This window comes from Blastococcus sp. SYSU D00922, from assembly GCF_054050495.1.
On the sequence record NZ_JBJGZL010000008.1, the window covers coordinates 1 to 19,738 of the forward strand.

Below are 19,738 nucleotides of genomic sequence, written 5' to 3' on the forward strand. Positions count from 1 at the left end.
GGCGGCACACCGGCGGGGGGGGCGGCCCGGGCGGGGCGGCGCGCGGCGCGGCCCCCCCCCGCCCCCCCCGCCGGCCCCCCCCCCCCCCCCCCACGGTCAGGTGCCCAGGGCGCCGGCGACAGCGAGGCGGGCAACGGCGTCGAGGTGCTCGGCCTCGTCACCGAGCAGCAGCCGGTCGACCTTCGCCCGCCGCCAGTACAGGTGCGCGTCGTGCTCCCAGGTGAAGCCGATGCCGCCGTGCACCTGGATCAGCGTCCCCGCCGCCTGGTCGAACACCGCGGCGGCGCACGCCTTGGCGGCGGACGCGGCCAGCGGCAGCTCGGCGGGGTTGGCGTCGGCGGCCCAGGCGGCCCACCAGACGAGCGACCGCAGCTGCTCCACCCCGACCCAGGCGTCGACGAGCATGTGCTTGACGGCCTGGTACGAGCCGATCCGCCGGCCGAACGCCTCGCGTTCCTGGGCGTAGGCCACGCCGAGCTGCACGCACCGGTCGGCGCCCCCGAGGTCCTCGGCCGCCATCGCGACCGCGGCCACCTGCCGCGCGCGGGTCCACAGCTCCGCGGCGTCCGGGACCAGCACCCGCCGCGACGTCAGCCGGACCGAGGCCAGCCCGCGGGTGGCGTCCATCGGCCGGCCGGGCACCGCCTCGCCCCCGCCCAGCACGAGGTCGCCGTCCACCAGGGCGAGGAAGGCGGTCGCGTCGGCGGCGTCGATCGAGGGCCCCGAGCCGTCGAGGACCGCGAACGCGGTCGAGCCGTCGGCGAGCTGCGCGGCCAGCTCGGGCTCCCCCTGCAGCAGGACCGCCGCCCGGGCCGCCGTGACGAGGGAGGGCCCGGCGAGGACCGCCCCGGCCTGCTCGGCGACGACCGCGAGGTCGAGCAGCGTCCGGCCGGCGCCCCCGGCCGGCTCGGGCACGGTGATGCCGAGGAAGCCGATGTCGGCCAGCGCCTTGCGCCCGGGCTCGAGCCCGCCGCCCTCCAGCGCGGTGCGGGCCGCCGCGGGAGAGGCGGAGCCCCGGAAGAAGTTCTTGGCGCCAGTGGCGATGTCGCGCTGGTCGTCGTCGAGGTCGAAGTTCACCGTGCTCCTCCCGAGAACGGAGCCGTCTTGTCGTTGCGCGGCTCGGGCGGCAGCCCCAGCACCCGCTCGCCGAGGATGTTGCGCAGCACCTGGTCGGTGCCGCCGGCGATCGCGATGCCGGGGATCCACGACTGCGTGCGCTGCCAGCGGTCGTCGCCGTCCGCCGTCGCGGCGTAGACCGCGTCGTCGCCCAGCAGCCGGACCCCGGCGTCGGCGATCAGCCGGGCGGCCTCGGTACCGGCGAGCTTGCCGGCGCTGGCCTCGGGCCCGGGGATGCCGCCCTGGCTGAGCACGGTCAGCCGGCGGTAGCCGGTGTAGCGGGCGCCCAGCGCGGCCACCACGGCCCGGCCGACGGCCTTGCGGGCCAGCACCTGGCGCTCGGGGGGGAGGGCGGGCAGCCGGTCGCGCGCGTGCTGCACGAAGGTCTCCACGGACTGGCCGATGCTGCCGCCGGCCCCGCCGATGGCCACCCGCTCGTTCATCAGGGTGGTGAGGGCGACCCGCCAGCCCTCCCCGGGCTCTCCCAGCCGCTCGCTGTCGGGGATCCGGACGTCGTCGAAGAACACCTCGTTGAAGTCCGACTGGCCACCCATCTGGCGCAGCGGCCGCACCGTGACGCCGGGGGCGTGCATGTCGACGACGAACATCGTCAGCCCGGCGTGCTTGGGCCGGTCGGGGTCGGTGCGGGTGAGCAGGATGCCGTAGTCGGAGACGTGGGCGAGCGTCGTCCAGACCTTCTGGCCGTTGACGACCCAGTCGTCGCCGTCGCGCACCGCGGTGGTGCGCAGGGCGGCGAGGTCGGAGCCGGACGCCGGCTCGCTGAACAGCTGGCACCAGACGTCGTCGGCGCGCAGGAGGCGGGCGAGGTAGCGGTCGCGCTGGTCCTGGTTGCCGTGGGTGATGACCGTCGGCCCGCACATCCCGATGCCGATGTGGTTGATGAGGGCAGGCACCCGCGCCCGGGCCAGCTCCTGGGCGACGATCGACTGCTGGACGAGGGTGCCGCCCTGCCCGCCGTACTCGCGAGGCCAGGTGACGCCGACCAGGCCCGCGTCGGCGAGGACCCGCTGGGTCCGCCGCATCTCGGCCTCGTGGGTCCGCGCGTCGATGCCCTCCTGACCCGGGGCCAGCGTGAGCAGCTCGCCGGCGTGCTCCACCAGGAGCTCACGCACCCGCGCCCGGTAGGCCGCCTCGTCGGGGCTGTCGTCGAAGTCCACGGGCGGGCGCCTCTCGGTCGATGAGCGGGGTCGGCCGCAGCGTGACAGCCGTCACCCGTAACGGTCAACGGTGACTGTTGTGCGCGCCGGTTCGGGCCTACGCTTCGCCCGATGACCGCCGAGCCGCTGCACTCCGACGCCGCGCCGGTGACGCGCTCACGGTCCGAGCGGACCGCCGACAGCCGGCTGCTGATCCTCGACGCCGCGGTCGCCTGCCTGGTCGAGGAGGGTTACGCCGGGGCCTCGACCCTGGCGGTCCAGGCGCGGGCGGGGGTGTCCCGCGGCCGCCTCCTGCACCACTTCCCCTCGCGGGCCGAGCTCCTCGTCGCCGCCGCCGAGCACGTGGCCACCACCCGGCTGGAGGAGGTCCGGCAGCGCGCCGCCGCGCTCATGGACGACGGGCCGACCGGTCAGGAGCGGGTCGACCGGGCCATCGACCTGATGTGGGCGACCTTCCAGGAGCCGCCGTTCTGGGCGGCGATGGAGCTGTGGACGGCGGCCCGCACCGATCCCGCCCTGCGCGGGGCGCTGCGCGGGGAGGAGCGCCGGCTGCGCGCGGCGATCGCCGCCGTCGCCGACGGCATCTGGGGCCCGGAGATCGCGCGGGCCCCGCTGTACGGCGACCTCACCGAGCTGCTGTTCACCAGCATGCGCGGCGTCGCGCTCGTGTACGCCTTCGAGGACCGCCCCGCCGCGACCGACCCGCACCTCGGGCTCTGGAAGCGGCTCGCCGCCCGGATGCTGGACCTCGACGGTCACGGCTGACCGCCCGCTCCTCACCCGCGCGTCGACGTCGAGGAGCACCCGTGACGACCATTCGTGTCGGCGTCAGTGTGCGCGGATGCGCCGAGATGGCCGGTGGAACGGCGCATCTGCGCACACCGTCGGACGGTCAGCCGGTCCAGACGTCGGCGATCTTCGCCGCGACCGACGCCGCCTGGGCGCGCCCGGCCTTCGCCGAAGGTGCCCGGGCCGCCGGGTCGAGCACGTTGCGGCCGATCGCCGTCCGGCTGTCCTTGTCCGGCGCGACGACGGCGACGCGCGACACCATGCCGGTCACCTGCGCGTCGACGCTGGCCATCGGCCCGACGCCCCGCGGGATGGGGGCGAGGACGACCAGCCGGTCGTAGCCCTGGGCGAGGTCGGCGTTGGCCGCCGACCGCATCCCGCCGTCTACGTACCGGCGACCGTCGATCGTCACCGGCGGGTAGACGCCCGGGACGGCGCAGCTGGCGGCCACCGCGTGCAGCAGCGGCACTCCGGACGACTTGTCGAACGGCGTGAACTCGCCGGTCTCCGCGTCGACGGCGGTGATGGTGAGGGCGCGCTCGGGCCACTCCTTGCCACCCAGCCGGGCGCCGATCACGTCCAGGCGCTCCTGCTCGGACGGCGTCAGACCCGCCTTCTCCGCCGCCAGGGCGAGCGCGCCGATGCGGCGGCGGAACTCCACGTCCCGCCCGCGGCTGCGGAGCATGGCCCAGCCGAACTGCGCCAGGGTGGCGCGGTTGAGCCGGGCCACCTTCTCGCCCGTCGCGGGCGCCAGCTGGCGGCCGTACATCTCCTCGACGTCGACCCCGCAGGCGACCTGCGCGCCCACCACGGAGCCCGCCGACGTGCCCACGACAAGGTCGGCGCCGGTGAGGTCGACGCCGGCCTCGGCCAGACCGGCCAGCATGCCGATCTCCCAGGCGATGCCGGTGATGCCGCCGCCACCGAGGACGAGGGCGGTGCGCTGGTCGCTCATGGGCGCCATCCTCACAGACCGCGAACGGGACCTCGACAGGGCGTGTGAGCTGAGCCACGCTGTGTGCCGACGCTCACGACGAGAGGAAGCGCATGACCGCCACGCAGTCCGGGGAAGCCACCACCGCCAGCTGGCCCCCGGGACTCCCGCGCTCGCTCGACTACCCGGAGGTTCCGGTCGGGTCGATCCTGCGCGCGGCAGTCCGCCGGTGGGGCGACCGCCCCGCCTTCATCGACCACGACGTCGAGCTGACGTTCGAGGAGATGGGGGCCCGGGCGCACGCGGTCGCTGGGTGGCTGGCCGACCACGGCATCGGGCGGGGCGACGTGGTCGCCGTGCACATCCCGAACTGCCGCCAGTACCCGCCGGTCTACTACGGGATCATGCTGGCCGGGGCCACCTTCTCCCCCACGAACCCGCTGCTGCCGGCCGCCGACCTCGCCGCCCAGCTCACCGACGCGGGCGCGAAGATGCTGATCACCTGGGACCAGGTGCTGCCCTTCGTCCGCGGCGCTCTCGCCCAGACCCCGGTGCAGACGGTCGTCGTCACGGGCGAGGCCCACATCACCGACTTCGCGGCCCGGCTGCCGCTCGAGGACGGCGACGTCGACCTGGCCGACCTGCTCGCCGGCGACACCTCCGACCGGCACCTCGACGGGGACGTCGACGTGGCCGCCGACCTCGCCCACCTGGCCTACACCGGCGGCACGACCGGCGTGAGCAAGGGCGTCGAGCTGCCGCACCGCAACGTCGTCACCAACGTGCTGCAGTCGGCGTGCTGGACGTCGGGGTCGCTGCCCGAGCTGGACGAGGCCGGCGACGTCACCGTCCGCCAGGTGGTCGGCGAGGACGAGTACCCCACCCGCCTGGGCACCGCCCGGATCATCAACCTCACCCCGTGGTTCCACGCCATGGGCGCCATCGGCTACCTCAACGGCATGGTCATGGGCGGCACGACGACCGTGATCCACATGCGCTTCGACCCGGTGAAGTACGTCGAGGACATGGAGAAGTACGACGTCACCGCGATCGGCGGGGCACCGCCGGTCTTCGTCGCCCTCCTCCAGGTCCCCGGCTTCGCCGACCACGACTGGTCGCGGATCCGCGGCGTCTCCAGCGGCGCGGCACCGCTGCCGGTCACGCTGATCGAGAAGCTGCAGGCCCTGCTGCCCAACGCCGTCATCGGGGAGGGCTACGGGCTCACCGAGGTGACCATGCAGGCGACCGGCAACCCCTCGTTCCGGTCCGGCGTCCGCAAGGCCGGCACCGTCGGCGTCCCGGTCTTCGACACCGAGATCAGCATCCGGCCGCTCGGCGGGGGCGACCCGCTCCCGGTCGGCGAGCGCGGCGAGGTGTGCATCCGCGGCCCGCAGGTGATGCGGGGCTACGCGCACCGCCCCGAGGCGACGGCGGAGTCGATCGACCCGGACGGCTGGTTCCACACCGGCGACGTCGGCATCCTCGACGAGGACGGCTACCTCGCGATCGTCGACCGCACCAAGGACATGCTGCTCTACAACGGCTACAACGTCTTCCCGCGCGAACTGGAGGAGATCTTGTTCGCCGTGCCGGGCGTGGCCGGCGCCGCCGTCGTCGGCCGCCCTGACGAGCAGGTCGGCGAGCTCCCGGTCGCCTACGTCGTCCGCAAGGCGGACGACGACGGCGCGGCGCTGACCGCGGAGTCGGTCATGGCGGCGGTCAACGACAAGGTCACGCCGTACAAGCGGCTCCGGGACGTCGTGTTCATCGACGCCATCCCGGTGTCCGCGGCGGGCAAGGTGCTCAAGCGCGAGCTGGCCGCCAAGGAGCGCGAGAAGGTCGCCGGCGGCTGACCCGTTCGGGTGCGGCGCCGTGCCCTTTCGGGTGCGGCGCCGCGCGGCGGGGCGCGGGCGTCACTATCGTGCCCCGAGTGACGCAGCCAGAGGGAGCCGGCACCGAGCACACCGGCGTCCGCATCGCGCACGTCGAGCCGTCGCCGATCCGGCAGGTGGCCGCGCGGCTCATCTTCGCGCTGTTCGTCTTCGTCCTCACCGTCGTCCTGGTCTACGTCGACCGCGAGGGGTACCGGGACCTCGACAACGAGCCGGGCGGCGTCACGCTGCTCGACGCGGCGTACTACGCGACGGTCACCCTCTCGACCACCGGCTACGGCGACATCACGCCGGTCACCGACCAGGCCCGCCTGATCAACTTCATCGTCATCACGCCACTGCGCGTGCTGTTCCTCATCGTCCTCATCGGAACGACCCTCGAGGCGCTCACCACGCGCTCGCGCGAGGAGTTCCGCATCCGTCGCTGGAGGTCCCGCGTGCGCCAGCACGTCATCGTGTGCGGTTACGGCACCAAGGGCCGCAGCGCCATCCGGTCGCTGATCGCCAACGGCACCACGCCGGACAAGATCGTCGTCGTCGACCCGGAGCCGCGGGCCATCGACGAGGCCAACTCCCTGGGTCTCACCGGGATCATCGGCGACGCCGGCCGCACCGAGGTGCTGCGGCGGGCGTCGGTCGAGCGGGCCCGTGCGGTCATCGTCGCGGCCAACCGGGACGACGCCGCCGTGCTCATCACGCTCACCGTGCGCCAGCTCAACCCGAGCGTGCCCATCACCACCTCGGTGCGCGAGGAGGAGAACGCCAACCTCCTGCGCCAGTCCGGTGCCGACACCGTGATCACCACCTCGGCCACGTCCGGGCGCCTGCTCGGCCTGTCGACCGATGCCCCGCGCGTGGTCGCCGTCGTGGAGGACCTCGTCACCGGCGGCCAGGGGCTGGACCTGCACCAGCGCACCGTCAGCTCGAGCGAGGTGGGGCTGGGCCCGCGCTCGCTGCGCGACGTGGTGCTGTCGGTGACGCGCGGCGGCCGGACGCTGCGCTTCGACGACCCGCTGATCGGAACCCTCCAGCCGGAGGACGTCCTCGTGGTGGTCCGCTCGCACCACTGATCCGCCCGGACCCGCGGCGCCGGCCGCGTCACGACGCCGCGGGGTCCCGGGTGGCCCGGGCGAGCAGCACGGCCGACAGCACGACGAGGATCCCGATCCGCTCGGCCCAGGAATCCCAGACCGGCATGTCGAGGACCCACGACGGCAGCCGGGTCACCAGCACGTAGCCGGTCAGCAGGATCACCGCTGCCGCGGCAGGCCCCGGAACTTCCGCCGCGGTACGGCGCGCCACCACCCCGACAGCCAGCGCCACGGTGCTGAGGGCGGCCCACAGCAGCACGAGGTCCTGGTCCGGGGCGGCGCCGGCGAGGGCGGCGACCCCGAGAACGCCGATCATCCCCGCTGCCGCGAGCGGAACGACGAGGAGCGCCCGGGCGACCAGGCGACGACGCGGGGCGACCGGAGTCGTCACCGTCAGCGCCGCCGTCCCGTCCTCGGCGGCCGCCGCCACGCCGCAGGCCAGGACCAGGACGGCGAGGACGGGGATGAGTCCGTCGCCGATGGGGGGCAGCACTCCCAGCGTGGCGGTGACGGTCAGGGCGGCCCCGACCGCCCCGAGCACCGCGGGCCACGCGACCGCGGGCACCGAGGCAGCCAGGACGAGCCCCCAGGAGGGCCTCACAGGAAGCCCATCCAGTCGGTCGCGCCGTCGACCCACAGCACCTGGGCCCCGACAGCGGCGACCACGACCAGCAGTCCGGCTGCCAGAACGCGCACCGACCGGCGATCGGGACCGCTGCGGAGGAGCGCGACACCGGCCAGAGTGGCGGTCAGCCCGACGACGAACAGGAGGTGCAGCCCGTAGAAGGCGAGGTCGCGGTCGATGCCGGTGAAGTAGGTCTGGTGCTGGTCCGGGGCGCCGAAGGCGACGAACTGCTCCACCTCGGCACGTGTCGGTTCACCGGGGATCTCGTGCGAGGTCAGCGCGGTGCGGTACACGGCGACCAGAGCGAAGGGCACCACATACCAGATCCAGAAGAAGAGGAAGAGGAACGCGGCGCCGACGACCCCCAGCACGGCGGCCACGGCCCTCGACCGCACGAGGCGCACGACGGCCACACCCGCGACGAACGAGCACGCCACGGCCAGCGGCGCACCGAGCAGTTCCAGGGGCGTCGGGACGAGGTCGGCCCGCCACGGCTCGTCACCGACCGGGATCCCACCCAGCACCGCGATGACGACCAGTTGGACGCACCCGACGACCAGCGCCATGGCGAACGGGACGACCACGGCAGCGAGCAGTCCGACCGTCCGGTCCCAGCGCCGCGCCGGTGTGTTGCCGAACAGCTCGGCGGTGGTCGCGGGCCGTTCCCGAGCCGCCGCCCACACGCCCACCAGGAAGGCTGCGAGGGCGAGCGCCGAGGAGGAGAACTGGTACGTCAGGTACAGGTCGCTGGCAGTGTCGGTGGCGCCCTGCCCGGTGAAGACCGGGAGCACGGCGGTGCCGAGGTAGACCGCGGTACCGAGCCACAGGAGGGGGCTGCGCAGCAGATAGCGGCTCTCGGCACGGGCCAGCTCGGCGATCGTTCGCCGGTCGACGACCGCGGAGGATCCGGCGACGGCGGTTGCGGCGCTCATGGCGCCACCTCCTCGAGCGAGTGGGAACCGGTGAGCAGCAGGTAGCCGTGCTCCGGCCCGGCGGGGACCAGGTCTGCGCCCGCCGGTGGGTTGCCGACGTTGCGGAATCGCCCCTCGGGGGTGCGCCAGGCGACAGCGGCGTCCGCCGAGGGGCGGTCGGCGTCCCAGACGCGTCCGGTGGCGACGGCCGCGAGCTCCGACGTCCAGCCCTCGAAGCGGACGCGCCCCCTGTCGAGCACGACCACGCGGGAGCACAGGGCGGCGACGTCCTCCGTCAGGTGGGTCGACAGCAGGACCGTGGTGTCCGGCGCGAGCCCCGCGAGCACCTCGCGGAACCGCAGCCGCTGCTCCGGGTCCAGGCCTACGGTCGGCTCGTCCAGGACGAGCAGCCGCGGCCGACCGAGCAGCGCCTGGGCCAGGCCGACCCGGCGCCGCATCCCGCCCGACAGGGCGCGGATCCGCTGGTGCGCCCGGTCACCGAGTCCGACCGCGTCGAGCACGCGACGGACCTCCTCGTGACGGGCGTCCCGGTCGGTCATCTCCTTGAGGACGGCGACGTAGTCGACGAACGCGAACGCGGTGAAGCCGCTGTAGACGTTGGAGTCCTGCGGCAGGTAACCCAGACGCCGCCGGATCTGCAGCCGCTCGGCCGGTTGCGACGGATCGAGGCCGAGCACCCGCACGGCGCCGTCGTCCTGGCCGAGCGCCGTCGCGACGATCCGCAGCATGGTCGTCTTGCCGGCTCCGTTCGGGCCGAGCAGCCCGGTGACCCCTGGCTCCAGGGTGAGCGAGACGTCGTCGAGCGCCACGGCTCCTCGGAACCTCTTGCGGACGCCCGTGAGCTCCACTGACGCGTTCATGCCCTTCTCCTGTCCTCGAAGGTGGTGCGGCGCGTGACGGCGACGGCCAGGGCGAGAACTGCCACGGCGAGCAGCAACGCCTGCCCGGCGGGCCGGAAGACGAGCGACCGTTCCAGCAGCTCGTCGATCGGGGGTGGCGTGCGCGGCGTGCGCAGGGTCGTCCAGGTCGCCCCCAGCCACAGGAGGGTCAGCACGACGGCCACGCGGCGGATGTCGAAGCGGGCGGAGAGGGCCAGCGCCAGCGCGCACAGGGCCGCGGCCGGGATGAGCCACAGGGATGCCGGCCGGACGCCGACGGGCAGTGCCGCCGACAGGAGAGCGGCCACCGGGAGGGTGGTGACGGCGACGGCCGCGGTGCGCAGCAGGAGGATGCGGAACCTGGGGTACGGCGTCGTGCCGGCGACCTCACCGGTCAGCTCGTCGCTGCCTTCGTAGGCCAGGGCCACCCCGGCGAGCGGCAGGAGCGGCGCGGACACGAGGAACACGGCGGTCCCGAACGCCCCCGTGCCGAGCTGGGCGGCGAGCAGAGCGAGGACCAGCAGGCCCGTGCCCGCCGTCCACCAGGCGCGGCGCATCGCCGGGGCGGCCGCGATGAGCCGGACCACGGACGAGGGGAGCACCGCTTCCAGGGCTCGCTCGGTGAGCGTCACGGGCGCGACGTCGATGGCGTCGGTGAGCGCCGCCCACGTGCGCTCGTGCGTGCTCCGCCCGGCCGGCCCGGTCCGCGCCGCCAGCTGCTCCCGGCAGTCGGCGCACCGGAGGACGTGCGCCTCGACGGACGAGGCAGCGTCGTCCGCGAGGGCGCCGTCGAGGTACTCCGCGAGGTCGACCGGGTCCACGTGCCAGCTCATGCCAGCGCCTCCTGCAGCTGGGCGCGGGCGCGCGCCATCCTCGTGCGGACCGTGCCCGCGGGAACACCGAGCAGCCGGGCGGCCTCCCGGCTGGTCAGACCGTCCAGCGCGACCGCGCGGACGACGGCGCGCAGCTCCGGTGACAGCCCGTTGACGGCAGCAGCCAGGTCGCCGTGCTCCACACCGAGCAGGACGACGTCCTCGGCCGAGGGCGCGGGTGGCTGGACGAGCAGGCGGAGCGGCAACGGTCGCCGCGGGCGGACGGCGGCCAGCAGCCGCCGGATGCCGATCCCCCACAGCCAGGCGGTCACGTCCCCCGATCCGCGGTAGGCCTCCGGCTTCCTCCAGACGGCGAGGAAGGTGTCCTGCACGACCTCCTCGACCAGACCGGCGTCGCTGCAGCGCCGGGACAGCCGCGCGCGGAGCCACGGAGCGTGCCGGTCGTACAGGTCGCGCAGGGCCGCGCGGTCCCGGTCGGCGACCGCCCGCAGCAGGTCACCGTCCGGGCGAGGTCCTGGCGTCCTCATGCCACACCTGTAGCTCCGGGCGACCCGGAGTGTTCGCGCAGGGAGCGGCGAACATCGGCGACCTCCTGCTCAGGCCCCCATCACGCGCTTCCACGGCGCGAAGGCGTTGTCGACGCCGCGGAGGGCCGGCCGCAGTTCGGGCAGGTGCCGCAGCAGCACGGTGCGCATGTCGTTGTCCCGGATCCAGGCGAGCCCGGCCGGTGAGTAGATCTCGGGCCGGTAGTCCCGCGTGAAGAACCGGTCGCTGTTGAGCCGACGGGACGCCATGAGGACGAAGATCCGGAACGCGGTGTCGCTGAAGGCGAAGCCGGCCGGCCGCTTCTCGGCGAACAGGCCCACCATGAGGTCGACCCGCTCGATGTCCCCGCCGTAGACGTCGGAGATCTCCTCGGCCAGCTCGGCGTCGTCGGACAGGTCGGCGAACGTCTTCGGCGCGGCCAGGTGCAGCTGGCGCCGGAACGCGCAGTACCGCGGCACCCCCAGCTCCCGGATCCGCACGATGTCGGTGGTGGCCACGTCGATCACCCCGCCGTCGGGCCGGGTGAACTCCTGGAGGAAGTGCGGGAAGTTCCGCAGCACGATCGCGCCCGGGTGCGTCGTCCCGAAGGAGTAGTAGAGGTCGCCCAGGGCGAACCGCGCGTCGACGTCCTTCGAGTGCGGCCCCGCCATCTCCGGGAAGGTCAGCTCGGCCAGCGGTCGGTCCCCGTCGAGCGACCGGAGGTCGAAGTCGTCGGGCAGCAGCGGGTGCATGCGGTAGACGCTGGTGAACTCCTCCGTCAGGGAGAAGGGCACCCCGTAGTGGGCGGTCGCCGCACCCGGGATCCCGCTGATGACCTCGCTGCCGCTGATCCGGCCGAACGTGCGCGCGATCCGCTCCCCCGCGACGCCGAACCAGTTGGCCCGCAGCGCGAACGCGGTGGTCGGGTGGCTGATGATCGCGGGCGTCCACTCCGCGGTGTGGATCTTGGCCAGGAGGGCGGCCACCACCAGCCGGGCGCGCTGGAAGAGCTCCTCGTCGTCCCAGTGCGGGTACTCGGCCCTGAGCCGGTCGCAGACGGCGTTGTGCTCGCGGACGAAGAGGGTCGCCAGCATCCCGAGCCCCGTCCACCACCCCGGCACCCGCGTCGGGTCGAGCGCCGGGTCGTCGGGCGCCGGGATCCGGCCGTCGGCGGTCAGCCGGAGCTTGCCGTCGGTGTGGGCGCGCACGCGGTCCTGCTGCTCGGCGGTGGACCCGTAGAGCGAGGAGCCGTCCCACCAGTGGGTCACCTCGTTGACCGTGGTGACCGGGCCCTCGGCCTCCGCGGGGCGGCTCGGGTCGAGGTGGATGCGCGGGATCCGCATCGGGCTCTGGTACCAGTCGTCGGTCGGCTCGAGCGGGATCTCCACCAGGCGCGAGGTGTCACCCTCGCCGTGGCTGAACCAGTCGCGGATCATGAACTGCAGCCAGGCGGCGGCCAGCGTGTTGACGGTCTCGGCCGGCTGGAACCGTGTGCGAGTCATGAGGCGGCGGCTGACCTCCCGCGGGCTGGGCTCCAGCAGTTCCGCGTCGGTGACCGGGAGGACCGCGTCCAGCGGGATGTTGCGGCCGAACCGCGCCCCGGCCATCCCCATCGTCGGGTGGTCGAGGTCGTTGTGCGCACCGTCCACGCTGCGCGCCACGAGGTGCGCCGGCGTCCGCGGGGGCGCCTGGGGGCCACCGACGACGGGAACCACCTGCGAGGGGTCGTGCAGGTTCTCCTTGCGCAGGATGTTGCGCAGCCCCACGAGGACGGTGAGCCCTCCGGGAAGGGGCAGCCGGTCCCAGCCGACGACGCGGTCGACGAGCTCGCACGCCGTGTCGAACAGCCACCAGAACGGCGTCCGCCGGTAGTCCCCGCCCGGCACCTGCCCCGGGGGGTCGGACGGCGGGGCGCCGTCCACGTACCGGTCGGACGACGTCCGCGGCCGCGGGACCGAGACGCCGGTGGTGGTGCGGGTCGTCCCTGTCTCCGGGATCTCTGTGCTCACGGGGATCTGCCCTCCCCACCCGTTGCCGGAGGAGTGCGCAGCGACGGCACGGATGCTCGGTGCACGGAGCGCCGGACTGCTCCGGCGGCGGACAGATTCCTCCGCTCCCCCGACGATCACAAGGGGTCGATGCCCGGGATCAGCTCCGCACCCAGGTGGTCGTCTTCTCGCCGCGGCCGCGGAGCTCGACGTCGCCGTCGCGCACCCAGTGCGCGCGCTCGCCGGGCTCCGCCGCCAGCACCGTGCTCTCGCTCGCGACGACCCGCCCGGTGTGGTCCTTCGCCAGCTCGGTCAGGCGCGCGGCCTCGTTCACCGGGTCGCCGATGACCGTGTACTCCAAGCGGCTCGCGGCGCCCAACTGCCCGGCCCAGACGCGGCCGCAGGCGACGCCCACGCCGACGTCGACCTCGCCGGCCTCGCGGACCGCGTCGCTGATCCGGCGGGCGGCCCGGAGCGCTGCGCCCGCCGGATCGGGGTGGTCGGTGGGCGCGCCGAAGACGCACAGCGCGGCGTCGCCCTCGAACTTGTTGACCAGCCCGCCCTCGGTCTCGACGGTGTCGACGACGACGCCGAAGAACCGGTTCAGCAGGCCGACCATCTCCTCCGGGCCCGTGCGACGCACCAGCGAGGTGCTGCCGGCGATGTCGACGAACAGCGCGGCCACCGTGCGCTCCTCGCCGCCCAGGGACACCCCCGCCGTCAGCGCCTGGTCGGCGACCGTCGTCCCGACGTGCCGGCCGAACAGGTCGCGCAGGCGCTCCCGCTCGGCCAGCCCGGCCGCCATCGTGTTGACGCCCTCCTGGAGGAGCCCGATCTCGCCGGCGTCGTCGACCACGACGCTCACGTCGTAGTTGCCGCGGCCGACGTCCTGCACGGCCCTGCGCAGGTCGCGCAGCGGCTGCCCCACGGCCCGCGCGGTCAGCAGCGTGGCCAGCGCGCCGACCAGCAGCGCGACGACGACGAGGAAGACCACCGCCCCCTCCCCCGGCCCGTCGGGGTTGCTGGGGTCGAGGAAGAGCAGGACGACGCCGAGCATCGGGACGCCGCTGGTGAGGCCCCACATGAGCAGGAGCCGGGGACGGACACCGAGGGTCAGCGCACCGGCCGGCGGGTGCGCGGCCAGGGCGATCGCGGTCACCGTGCGGGCGGCCCGGGCGACGAGCAGGTACGTGACCCCGGCGGTCGCCATCCCGCCGAGCAGGGTGGCGATGCCGGTCCGCAGCCCGACGAGCGGCTCGGGGAAGGCGGCCGCCGACACCCCCGCCACCAGGACCGCGCCGACCAGCCAGATCGACCCGGCGATCAACGCGGTGTCCACCGGCAGCCGGAGGGCGTAGGACGCCTCCTCCGTCGTCGGCTCGCGCCGGGCCATCAGCCAGCGGTTGGTCACCCGCTGACGCCGGAACCCGGCGAGCGTGCCGACGGGGAAGGCGACCACCAGGTAGGCGGCAACCGCCCAGAGCACCGTCGCGCGACCGCTGTCGCCGTCGCGGTCCTCGACCCCGATCAGCAGCAGGATCACGGTCGCGACCCCGACCAGGTTGGCCACGATCACCAGCAGCACGATGGCCGGGACGGCGGCCCGCCCGCTGGGCGCCCAGTTCGCCCAGTCGCCCTCGCGGCGCACGGGGACGTCGTCGCGGCCGGTGCTCATGCCGGGCGCAACGAGGGGCGCGGGCGCTGCGTGACGGCCGGGCACCCGATCGTGATCACCCGGTCATGATCGCGGCTCGGCGGACCGCGCGCCGCACGACGCCGCCGACGTCGCCCGGTCGTGTCCTCCCGGGCGACGCCGGCCGGGGTCAGGCCGTGCCGCCGCGCGGCTCCGGCACGGGCAGCGGGCGGATGTTCTGGTTGAGGTGGAACAGGTTGTCGGGGTCGTAGCGGCGCTTGACCTCGGTCAGGCGGCCGTAGTTCGCCCCGTAGTTGTCGGCCACCTTGTCCTGGTCGTCCGGCGACGCGAAGTTGACGTACCCGCCGGCCTGGGAGTGCGGCGCGATGGCGGCGTGGTACTCGCGCACCCAGCGGATGTTGTCCTCGTTCTGCGCCGGGTCCGGCCACATGCCCGCGATGACGGGGGCGAAGGCGGCGTCGCGGTGGCCGAACGCCGTGGCGTCGGCGCCGACGTCGTGGACGGCGCCGTCGATCGGGTACAGGTGCACCGTCGAGTTCACCGTCGGCACCTTCGGCCCGTGCTCCATGTGCGCCGCGATCGCCTCGTCGGTCAGGTCCCCGGTGTAGGCGGCCTTCCAGTAGTGCTGCAGGCCGGGCGGGACCAGCGCGTCGAAGGCGCTGTTCAGCGCGGCGTACGGCATCTCCCCGATGTGCTCGGCGACCGGCGGGGCGACGTCCCGGAAGCCCTGGATGATCCGCTCCCCGTCCTCGGCCGGTCCGTTCCAGCAGGACACGAGGGCGACGAACGGCTCGCCGGCCCGGTCGGCCGGTACGAACGGCAGCGGGGGCGCGATCTGGAAGGCCGGGAAGCCGCCGTACTCGCGGGGCGCCGTCCTGATGAAGTCCCGGAAGTACCGGAGGACGGCGGCGCCGTCGGCCAGCTCGAAGAACATCGGGCCGCCGTAGATCGTGCTCACCGGGTGCAGCCGGTAGGTGAACTCGGTGACGACGCCGAAGTTCCCTCCGCCGCCGCGCAGTGCCCAGAACAGGTCGGGGTTCTCCTCCGCGCTCGCGGTCAGCGACGACCCGTCGGCGGTGACCACGCGCGCGGAGACGACGTTGTCGCAGGAGAGCCCGTAGGCCCGGCACAGGTAACCGATACCGCCGCCGAGCGTCAGCCCGCCGATGCCGGTCGTGGAGATGATCCCGCCGGTGGTGGCCAGGCCGTGAGCCGAGGTCACGTCGTTGAAGCGCCCCCACGTGGTGCCTCCGCCGGCGGTCGCCGTGCGCGCCCCCCGGTCGACCTGCACCGCCTGCATCGGCGAGAGGTCGGCGACGATCGCGCCCTCGCCCGTGCCGAAGCCCGGCACGCTGTGCCCGCCGCCGCGCACCGCGATGTCCATCCGGCGCTCGGCGGCAGTCCGCACCACCTCGACGACGTCCTCCTCGGTGGCGCACCGGACGATGGCGGCAGGACGTACGTCCACCATCGCGTTGTAGACCCGCCGGGCCTCCTCGTACCCCTCGCCGCCCGGTCGGACGACCTCGCCGCTCACCCGGTCGGCCAGGGCCGACAGTGCCTGTGTCATGGCTGCTCCTCGGTCGGGAGCGCACGCGCCCGCCGCTCGAGCGCGTGCGCAGAAGGCGGCGCCGAACCTAGGACGGCGTCCGTCGACCGGACACGGTCCTAGGTCCCCGTCACCGCACCGTCACGGCCGCGGGCGAGCGGAGAGTGCTAGTCGGTGCCGAACTCCATCGCCGCGCGGTCGAGCAGCTCGTCGTCGGGCGACACCTGGCCGCGCGAGGCGATGACCTCGGCCCCACCCTCGGGCATCGCGCCGATGAGCCCGGTCGCGGCCGCCTGGGCCGCGCCGATCGCGGCCGGGGTCGCGCCGCCGACCATGCCCAGCCCGGCGTACTGCTCGAGCTTGGCCCGCGAGTCCGCGATGTCGAGGTTGCGCATGGTCAGCTGGCCGATGCGGTCGACCGGACCGAACGCGGAGTCCTCGGTGCGCTCCATCGACAGCTTGTCCGGGTGGTAGCTGAACGCCGGCCCGGAGGTGTCGAGGATCGAGTAGTCCTCGCCGCGGCGCAGCCGCAGCGTCACCTCGCCGGTGACCGCCATGCCGACCCAGCGCTGCAGCGACTCCCGGAGCATGAGCGCCTGGGGGTCGAGCCACCGGCCCTCGTACATCAGCCGGCCGAGCCGCCGGCCCTCGGCGTGGTAGGTCGCGAGGGTGTCCTCGTTGTGGATGGCGTTGACCAGGCGCTCGTAGGCCGCGTGCAGCAGGGCCATGCCCGGGGCCTCGTAGATGCCGCGGCTCTTGGCCTCGATGATCCGGTTCTCGATCTGGTCCGACATGCCCAGCCCGTGCCGGCCGCCGATCGCATTGGCCTCGAGCACCAGCTCGACGGCGGAGCCGAACTCCTTGCCGTTGATCGAGACCGGCCGGCCCTGGGCGAAGCCGATCGTCACGTCCTCGGGTGCGATCTCCACCGCCGGGTCCCAGAACCGGACGCCCATGATCGGGTCGACGGTCTCGATGCCGGTGTCGAGGTGCTCGAGCGTCTTCGCCTCGTGCGTGGCGCCCCAGATGTTGGCGTCGGTCGAGTAGGCCTTCTCGGTGCTGTCCCGGTAGGGCAGCCCGTGCGCGAGCAGCCACTCCGACATCTCCTTGCGGCCGCCGAGCTCGTTGACGAAGTCGGCGTCCAGCCATGGCTTGTAGATGCGAAGCGACGGGTTGGCGAGCAGGCCGTACCGGTAGAAGCGCTCGATGTCGTTGCCCTTGAACGTGGAGCCGTCGCCCCAGATCTGGACGTCGTCCTCGAGCATGGCGCGGACCAGCAGGGTGCCGGTCACCGCGCGGCCCAGCGGGGTGGTGTTGAAGTAGCTGCGGCCGCCGGACCGGATGTGGAAGGCGCCGCAGGTCAGCGCGGCCAGACCTTCCTCCACCAGTGCCGCGCGGCAGTCGACCAGCCGGGCGATCTCGGCGCCGTAGGCGGTGGCCCGGCCGGGCACCGAGCCGATGTCGGGCTCGTCGTACTGGCCGATGTCCGCGGTGTAGGTGCAGGGCACCGCGCCCTTGTCGCGCATCCAGGCGACCGCTACGGAGGTGTCGAGACCGCCGGAGAAGGCGATGCCGACGCGTTCGCCGACGGGCAGGGACGTGAGAACCTTGGACACGAGAACGATTATGCATGGTTGTGCATGACCATGCGGTACCGGGTCGACGATGGCGGCCGCCCGCCGCCCCCCGTACGGGCGACGTCACGTTTCCGTGCACACGGGCGGGGACAACCGGAACTCGAGCGTCTGCTCGCTTTGCGCGGATAGCGCTCCCGTACGACCCTGGACGGGTCGTTAGAGCGCCGAAACCGCGCGCACACGACCGCCTGCCGCGCGAGCACCGCGCTGCCGCACACCGAACGGAGGGGCGCCTCCCCGAAGGCGCCGGTACCCGCTTGTGACGATGACACCCACCGCACCCTCGGGCCCTCGCGAGCCCGGACCGGCCGTCGATGCGTCGGTCACCGACACCGGCTCCCACCCGGCGATCGCCGAGCCTCCAGCGGCGACCGCTGACGAGAAGGGCCGGCTGGACCGCGGCGTCTTCGCCGTCTCGGCCGTGCTCGCCGTCGCGTTCGTCGCCTGGGGGTTCGTGAGCCCGTCCGGCCTCGGCTCGGCCAGCGGAGACGCCCTCACCTGGATCGAGAAGAACCTCGGCTGGCTGTTCGTGACCCTGGCCTCGGCCTTCGTGGTCTACGTCCTGTGGCTGGCCGCCAGCAAGTACGGGCGCATCCCCCTCGGTCGGGACGACGAGGCACCGGAGTTCCGGACCGTCTCGTGGATCGCCATGATGTTCAGCGCCGGCATGGGCATCGGCCTGATGTTCTACGGGGTCGCCGAGCCGCTCGCGCACTACGTCTCCCCGCCGCCCCGCAGCGTCGACGCCGAGACGCCCGAAGCCATCCAGACGGCGATGGCGACCACCCTGTTCCACTGGACGCTCCACCCCTGGGCGATCTACGCCGTGGTGGGCCTGGCCATCGCCTACGGCACCTTCCGCCGGGGCCGCAGGCAGCTGATCAGCGCCGCGTTCGAGCCGCTGCTGGGCAAGCGCCGTACCGAGGGGCCGGCGGGCAAGCTGATCGACGTCCTCGCCATCTTCGCCACGCTCTTCGGGTCGGCTGCCTCGCTGGGGCTCGGTGCCCTGCAGATCGGCAGCGGGATGGAGATCCTCGGCTGGGCCGGTGACGTCGGCAACGGCGTGGTCGTGGCGATCATCGCCGTCCTGACGGCTGCCTTCGTGGCCTCGGCGGTCTCCGGCATCGCCAAGGGCATCCAGTGGCTGTCCAACATCAACATGGTGCTGGCCGTCGTCCTGGCCCTGTTCGTCTTCGTGGCGGGACCGACGGTGCTGATCCTCAACCTGGTCCCCGGGGCGATCGGCAGCTACTTCTCCGACGTCGCGCAGATGGCCGGCCGGACGGAGGCCAGCGGCGGCGAGGCGATGGCCGAGTGGCTGCGTGGCTGGACCGTCTTCTACTGGGCGTGGTGGATCTCGTGGACGCCCTTCGTGGGCCTCTTCATCGCCCGGATCAGCCGCGGCCGGACGATCCGCCAGTTCGTCGCCGGCGTGCTCCTCGTGCCGAGCGTCGTCACCCTGATGTGGTTCGCGATCTTCGGCGGTGCCGGCATCGCCGCGCAGCGCGGCGGCGCGGACGTCGCCGGGGCGGCCACCTCGGAGGGCCAGCTGTTCGGGGTGCTCGAGCAGTACCCGCTGGCCACGGTGATGACGGTCCTCGTGATGGTCCTCGTGGCGATCTTCTTCGTCTCCGGCGCCGACGCCGCCTCGATCGTCATGGGCTCGCTCTCGGAGCGGGGCACGCTCGCCCCGAGCCGCCGCACGGTGATCTTCTGGGGCGTCGTGATGGGCGGAGTAGCCGCGGTGATGCTCATGATCGGCGGCGACGAGGCGCTGACCGGCCTGCAGAACCTGACGATCATCGCCGCCCTGCCGTTCGCGCTGGTGATGGTCGGGCTGGCGGTCTCCCTTGCCAAGGACGTCCGCTCGGACCCCATGGTCCTGCGCCGCACCTACGCCACCGAGGCCGTCGAGCAGGCGGTCGTCGACGGCATCACCCGGCACGGGGACGACTTCGTGCTCGTGGTGGAGGCCGCCGGTGACGCCGACGACCGCGCTGACGGCGCCCGGCCGGTGCAGTTCTCCGGCAACACGGCCGCCGCGGCCGACCGGGCCGACACGCAACGCTGACCCGTTCCACGGCGGGCCCGCGCGACTCCGGGTCGCGCGGGCCCGC

16 protein-coding genes are annotated in these 19,738 nt (G+C 73.7%); 4 read left to right on the forward strand and 12 right to left on the reverse strand.

Annotated features, from left to right (window positions below; all coding sequences use genetic code 11):
- Nucleotides 1-96 precede the first annotated feature (96 nt).
- Both ACI78T_RS12855 and ACI78T_RS12860 read right to left on the reverse strand, forming a co-directional pair.
- Nucleotides 97-1,077, reverse strand: a complete 981-nt coding sequence (locus tag ACI78T_RS12855) for an acyl-CoA dehydrogenase family protein (protein WP_456558491.1) — start codon at nucleotides 1,075-1,077, stop codon at nucleotides 97-99.
- On the reverse strand, nucleotides 1,074-2,294 hold the full coding sequence (locus tag ACI78T_RS12860; protein ID WP_456558492.1) for an acyl-CoA dehydrogenase family protein: 1,221 nt from the start codon (nucleotides 2,292-2,294) through the stop codon (nucleotides 1,074-1,076). Before ACI78T_RS12860 ends, ACI78T_RS12855 begins: the two co-directional genes overlap by 4 nt.
- A 111-nt stretch (nucleotides 2,295-2,405) precedes the next feature.
- On the opposite strand from ACI78T_RS12860, the gene ACI78T_RS12865 reads away from it, so the two are divergent.
- Nucleotides 2,406-3,059, forward strand: a complete 654-nt coding sequence (locus tag ACI78T_RS12865; RefSeq protein ID WP_456558493.1) for a TetR/AcrR family transcriptional regulator — start codon at nucleotides 2,406-2,408, stop codon at nucleotides 3,057-3,059.
- Nucleotides 3,060-3,186: 127 nt separating this feature from the next.
- Here the strand turns inward: ACI78T_RS12865 and ACI78T_RS12870 are convergent, their stop codons facing one another.
- Nucleotides 3,187-4,038, reverse strand: a complete 852-nt coding sequence (locus tag ACI78T_RS12870; RefSeq protein WP_456558494.1) for a patatin-like phospholipase family protein — start codon at nucleotides 4,036-4,038, stop codon at nucleotides 3,187-3,189.
- A gap of 92 nt (nucleotides 4,039-4,130) precedes the next feature.
- Here ACI78T_RS12870 and ACI78T_RS12875 point away from each other — a divergent pair, with 92 nt between their 5' ends.
- Together ACI78T_RS12875 and ACI78T_RS12880 are read left to right on the forward strand one after the other, a co-directional pair.
- Nucleotides 4,131-5,870, forward strand: coding sequence for a class I adenylate-forming enzyme family protein (locus ACI78T_RS12875; RefSeq protein ID WP_456558495.1), 1,740 nt, complete (start codon nucleotides 4,131-4,133; stop codon nucleotides 5,868-5,870).
- A 77-nt stretch (nucleotides 5,871-5,947) separates the two neighbouring features.
- A complete protein-coding gene (locus tag ACI78T_RS12880) occupies nucleotides 5,948-6,979 on the forward strand; it encodes a potassium channel family protein (protein ID WP_456558496.1) in 1,032 nt (343 codons plus the stop codon).
- A 28-nt stretch (nucleotides 6,980-7,007) separates the two neighbouring features.
- Here the strand turns inward: ACI78T_RS12880 and ACI78T_RS12885 are convergent, their stop codons facing one another.
- From ACI78T_RS12885 to argG, 9 genes are all read right to left on the reverse strand, one after another.
- On the reverse strand, nucleotides 7,008-7,565 hold the full coding sequence (locus ACI78T_RS12885; RefSeq protein WP_456558497.1) for a hypothetical protein: 558 nt from the start codon (nucleotides 7,563-7,565) through the stop codon (nucleotides 7,008-7,010).
- Nucleotides 7,566-7,597: 32 nt separating this feature from the next.
- On the reverse strand, nucleotides 7,598-8,557 hold the full coding sequence (locus tag ACI78T_RS12890; RefSeq protein ID WP_456558498.1) for a hypothetical protein: 960 nt from the start codon (nucleotides 8,555-8,557) through the stop codon (nucleotides 7,598-7,600).
- Complete coding sequence (locus ACI78T_RS12895; RefSeq protein WP_456558499.1) at nucleotides 8,554-9,417, reverse strand: ABC transporter ATP-binding protein; 864 nt, start codon at nucleotides 9,415-9,417, stop codon at nucleotides 8,554-8,556. Before ACI78T_RS12895 ends, ACI78T_RS12890 begins: the two co-directional genes overlap by 4 nt.
- On the reverse strand, nucleotides 9,414-10,268 hold the full coding sequence (locus tag ACI78T_RS12900; protein WP_456558500.1) for a zf-HC2 domain-containing protein: 855 nt from the start codon (nucleotides 10,266-10,268) through the stop codon (nucleotides 9,414-9,416). The genes ACI78T_RS12895 and ACI78T_RS12900 overlap by 4 nt, the downstream gene beginning before the upstream one ends.
- Nucleotides 10,265-10,795: an RNA polymerase sigma factor gene (locus ACI78T_RS12905; RefSeq protein WP_456558501.1), complete on the reverse strand. Its 531-nt coding sequence runs from the start codon at nucleotides 10,793-10,795 to the stop codon at nucleotides 10,265-10,267. The genes ACI78T_RS12900 and ACI78T_RS12905 overlap by 4 nt, the downstream gene beginning before the upstream one ends.
- A gap of 69 nt (nucleotides 10,796-10,864) precedes the next feature.
- Complete coding sequence (locus ACI78T_RS12910) at nucleotides 10,865-12,802, reverse strand: peroxidase family protein (protein WP_456558502.1); 1,938 nt, start codon at nucleotides 12,800-12,802, stop codon at nucleotides 10,865-10,867.
- 139 nt (nucleotides 12,803-12,941) lie between these two features.
- Nucleotides 12,942-14,456 carry an adenylate/guanylate cyclase domain-containing protein gene (locus ACI78T_RS12915; RefSeq protein ID WP_456558503.1) on the reverse strand — a complete coding sequence of 505 codons (1,515 nt, stop codon included), beginning with the start codon at nucleotides 14,454-14,456 and terminating at the stop codon, nucleotides 12,942-12,944.
- A gap of 148 nt (nucleotides 14,457-14,604) precedes the next feature.
- Nucleotides 14,605-16,005: an FAD-binding oxidoreductase gene (locus ACI78T_RS12920; RefSeq protein ID WP_456558504.1), complete on the reverse strand. Its 1,401-nt coding sequence runs from the start codon at nucleotides 16,003-16,005 to the stop codon at nucleotides 14,605-14,607.
- A 146-nt stretch (nucleotides 16,006-16,151) separates the two neighbouring features.
- A complete protein-coding gene (gene argG / locus ACI78T_RS12925) occupies nucleotides 16,152-17,600 on the reverse strand; it encodes an argininosuccinate synthase (protein ID WP_456558505.1) in 1,449 nt (482 codons plus the stop codon).
- 286 nt (nucleotides 17,601-17,886) lie between these two features.
- Here argG and ACI78T_RS12930 point away from each other — a divergent pair, with 286 nt between their 5' ends.
- Nucleotides 17,887-19,692 carry a BCCT family transporter gene (locus tag ACI78T_RS12930; protein WP_456558506.1) on the forward strand — a complete coding sequence of 602 codons (1,806 nt, stop codon included), beginning with the start codon at nucleotides 17,887-17,889 and terminating at the stop codon, nucleotides 19,690-19,692.
- Nucleotides 19,693-19,738 lie beyond the last annotated feature (46 nt).

Excerpts from the sequence above, each read along its gene's own strand:
- ACI78T_RS12875 (WP_456558495.1), top strand. The coding sequence starts at position 4,131 with ATGACCGCCACGCAGTCCGGGGAAGCCACCACCGCCAGCTGGCCCCCG.
- ACI78T_RS12890 (WP_456558498.1), bottom strand. The coding sequence starts at position 8,557 with ATGAGCGCCGCAACCGCCGTCGCCGGATCCTCCGCGGTCGTCGACCGG.
- ACI78T_RS12915 (WP_456558503.1), bottom strand. The coding sequence starts at position 14,456 with ATGAGCACCGGCCGCGACGACGTCCCCGTGCGCCGCGAGGGCGACTGG.
- ACI78T_RS12930 (WP_456558506.1), top strand. The coding sequence starts at position 17,887 with ATGACACCCACCGCACCCTCGGGCCCTCGCGAGCCCGGACCGGCCGTC.
- ACI78T_RS12920 (WP_456558504.1), bottom strand. The coding sequence starts at position 16,005 with ATGACACAGGCACTGTCGGCCCTGGCCGACCGGGTGAGCGGCGAGGTC.
- ACI78T_RS12870 (WP_456558494.1), bottom strand. The coding sequence starts at position 4,038 with ATGAGCGACCAGCGCACCGCCCTCGTCCTCGGTGGCGGCGGCATCACC.
- ACI78T_RS12865 (WP_456558493.1), top strand. The coding sequence starts at position 2,406 with ATGACCGCCGAGCCGCTGCACTCCGACGCCGCGCCGGTGACGCGCTCA.
- ACI78T_RS12900 (WP_456558500.1), bottom strand. The coding sequence starts at position 10,268 with ATGAGCTGGCACGTGGACCCGGTCGACCTCGCGGAGTACCTCGACGGC.
- ACI78T_RS12905 (WP_456558501.1), bottom strand. The coding sequence starts at position 10,795 with ATGAGGACGCCAGGACCTCGCCCGGACGGTGACCTGCTGCGGGCGGTC.
- ACI78T_RS12895 (WP_456558499.1), bottom strand. The coding sequence starts at position 9,417 with ATGAACGCGTCAGTGGAGCTCACGGGCGTCCGCAAGAGGTTCCGAGGA.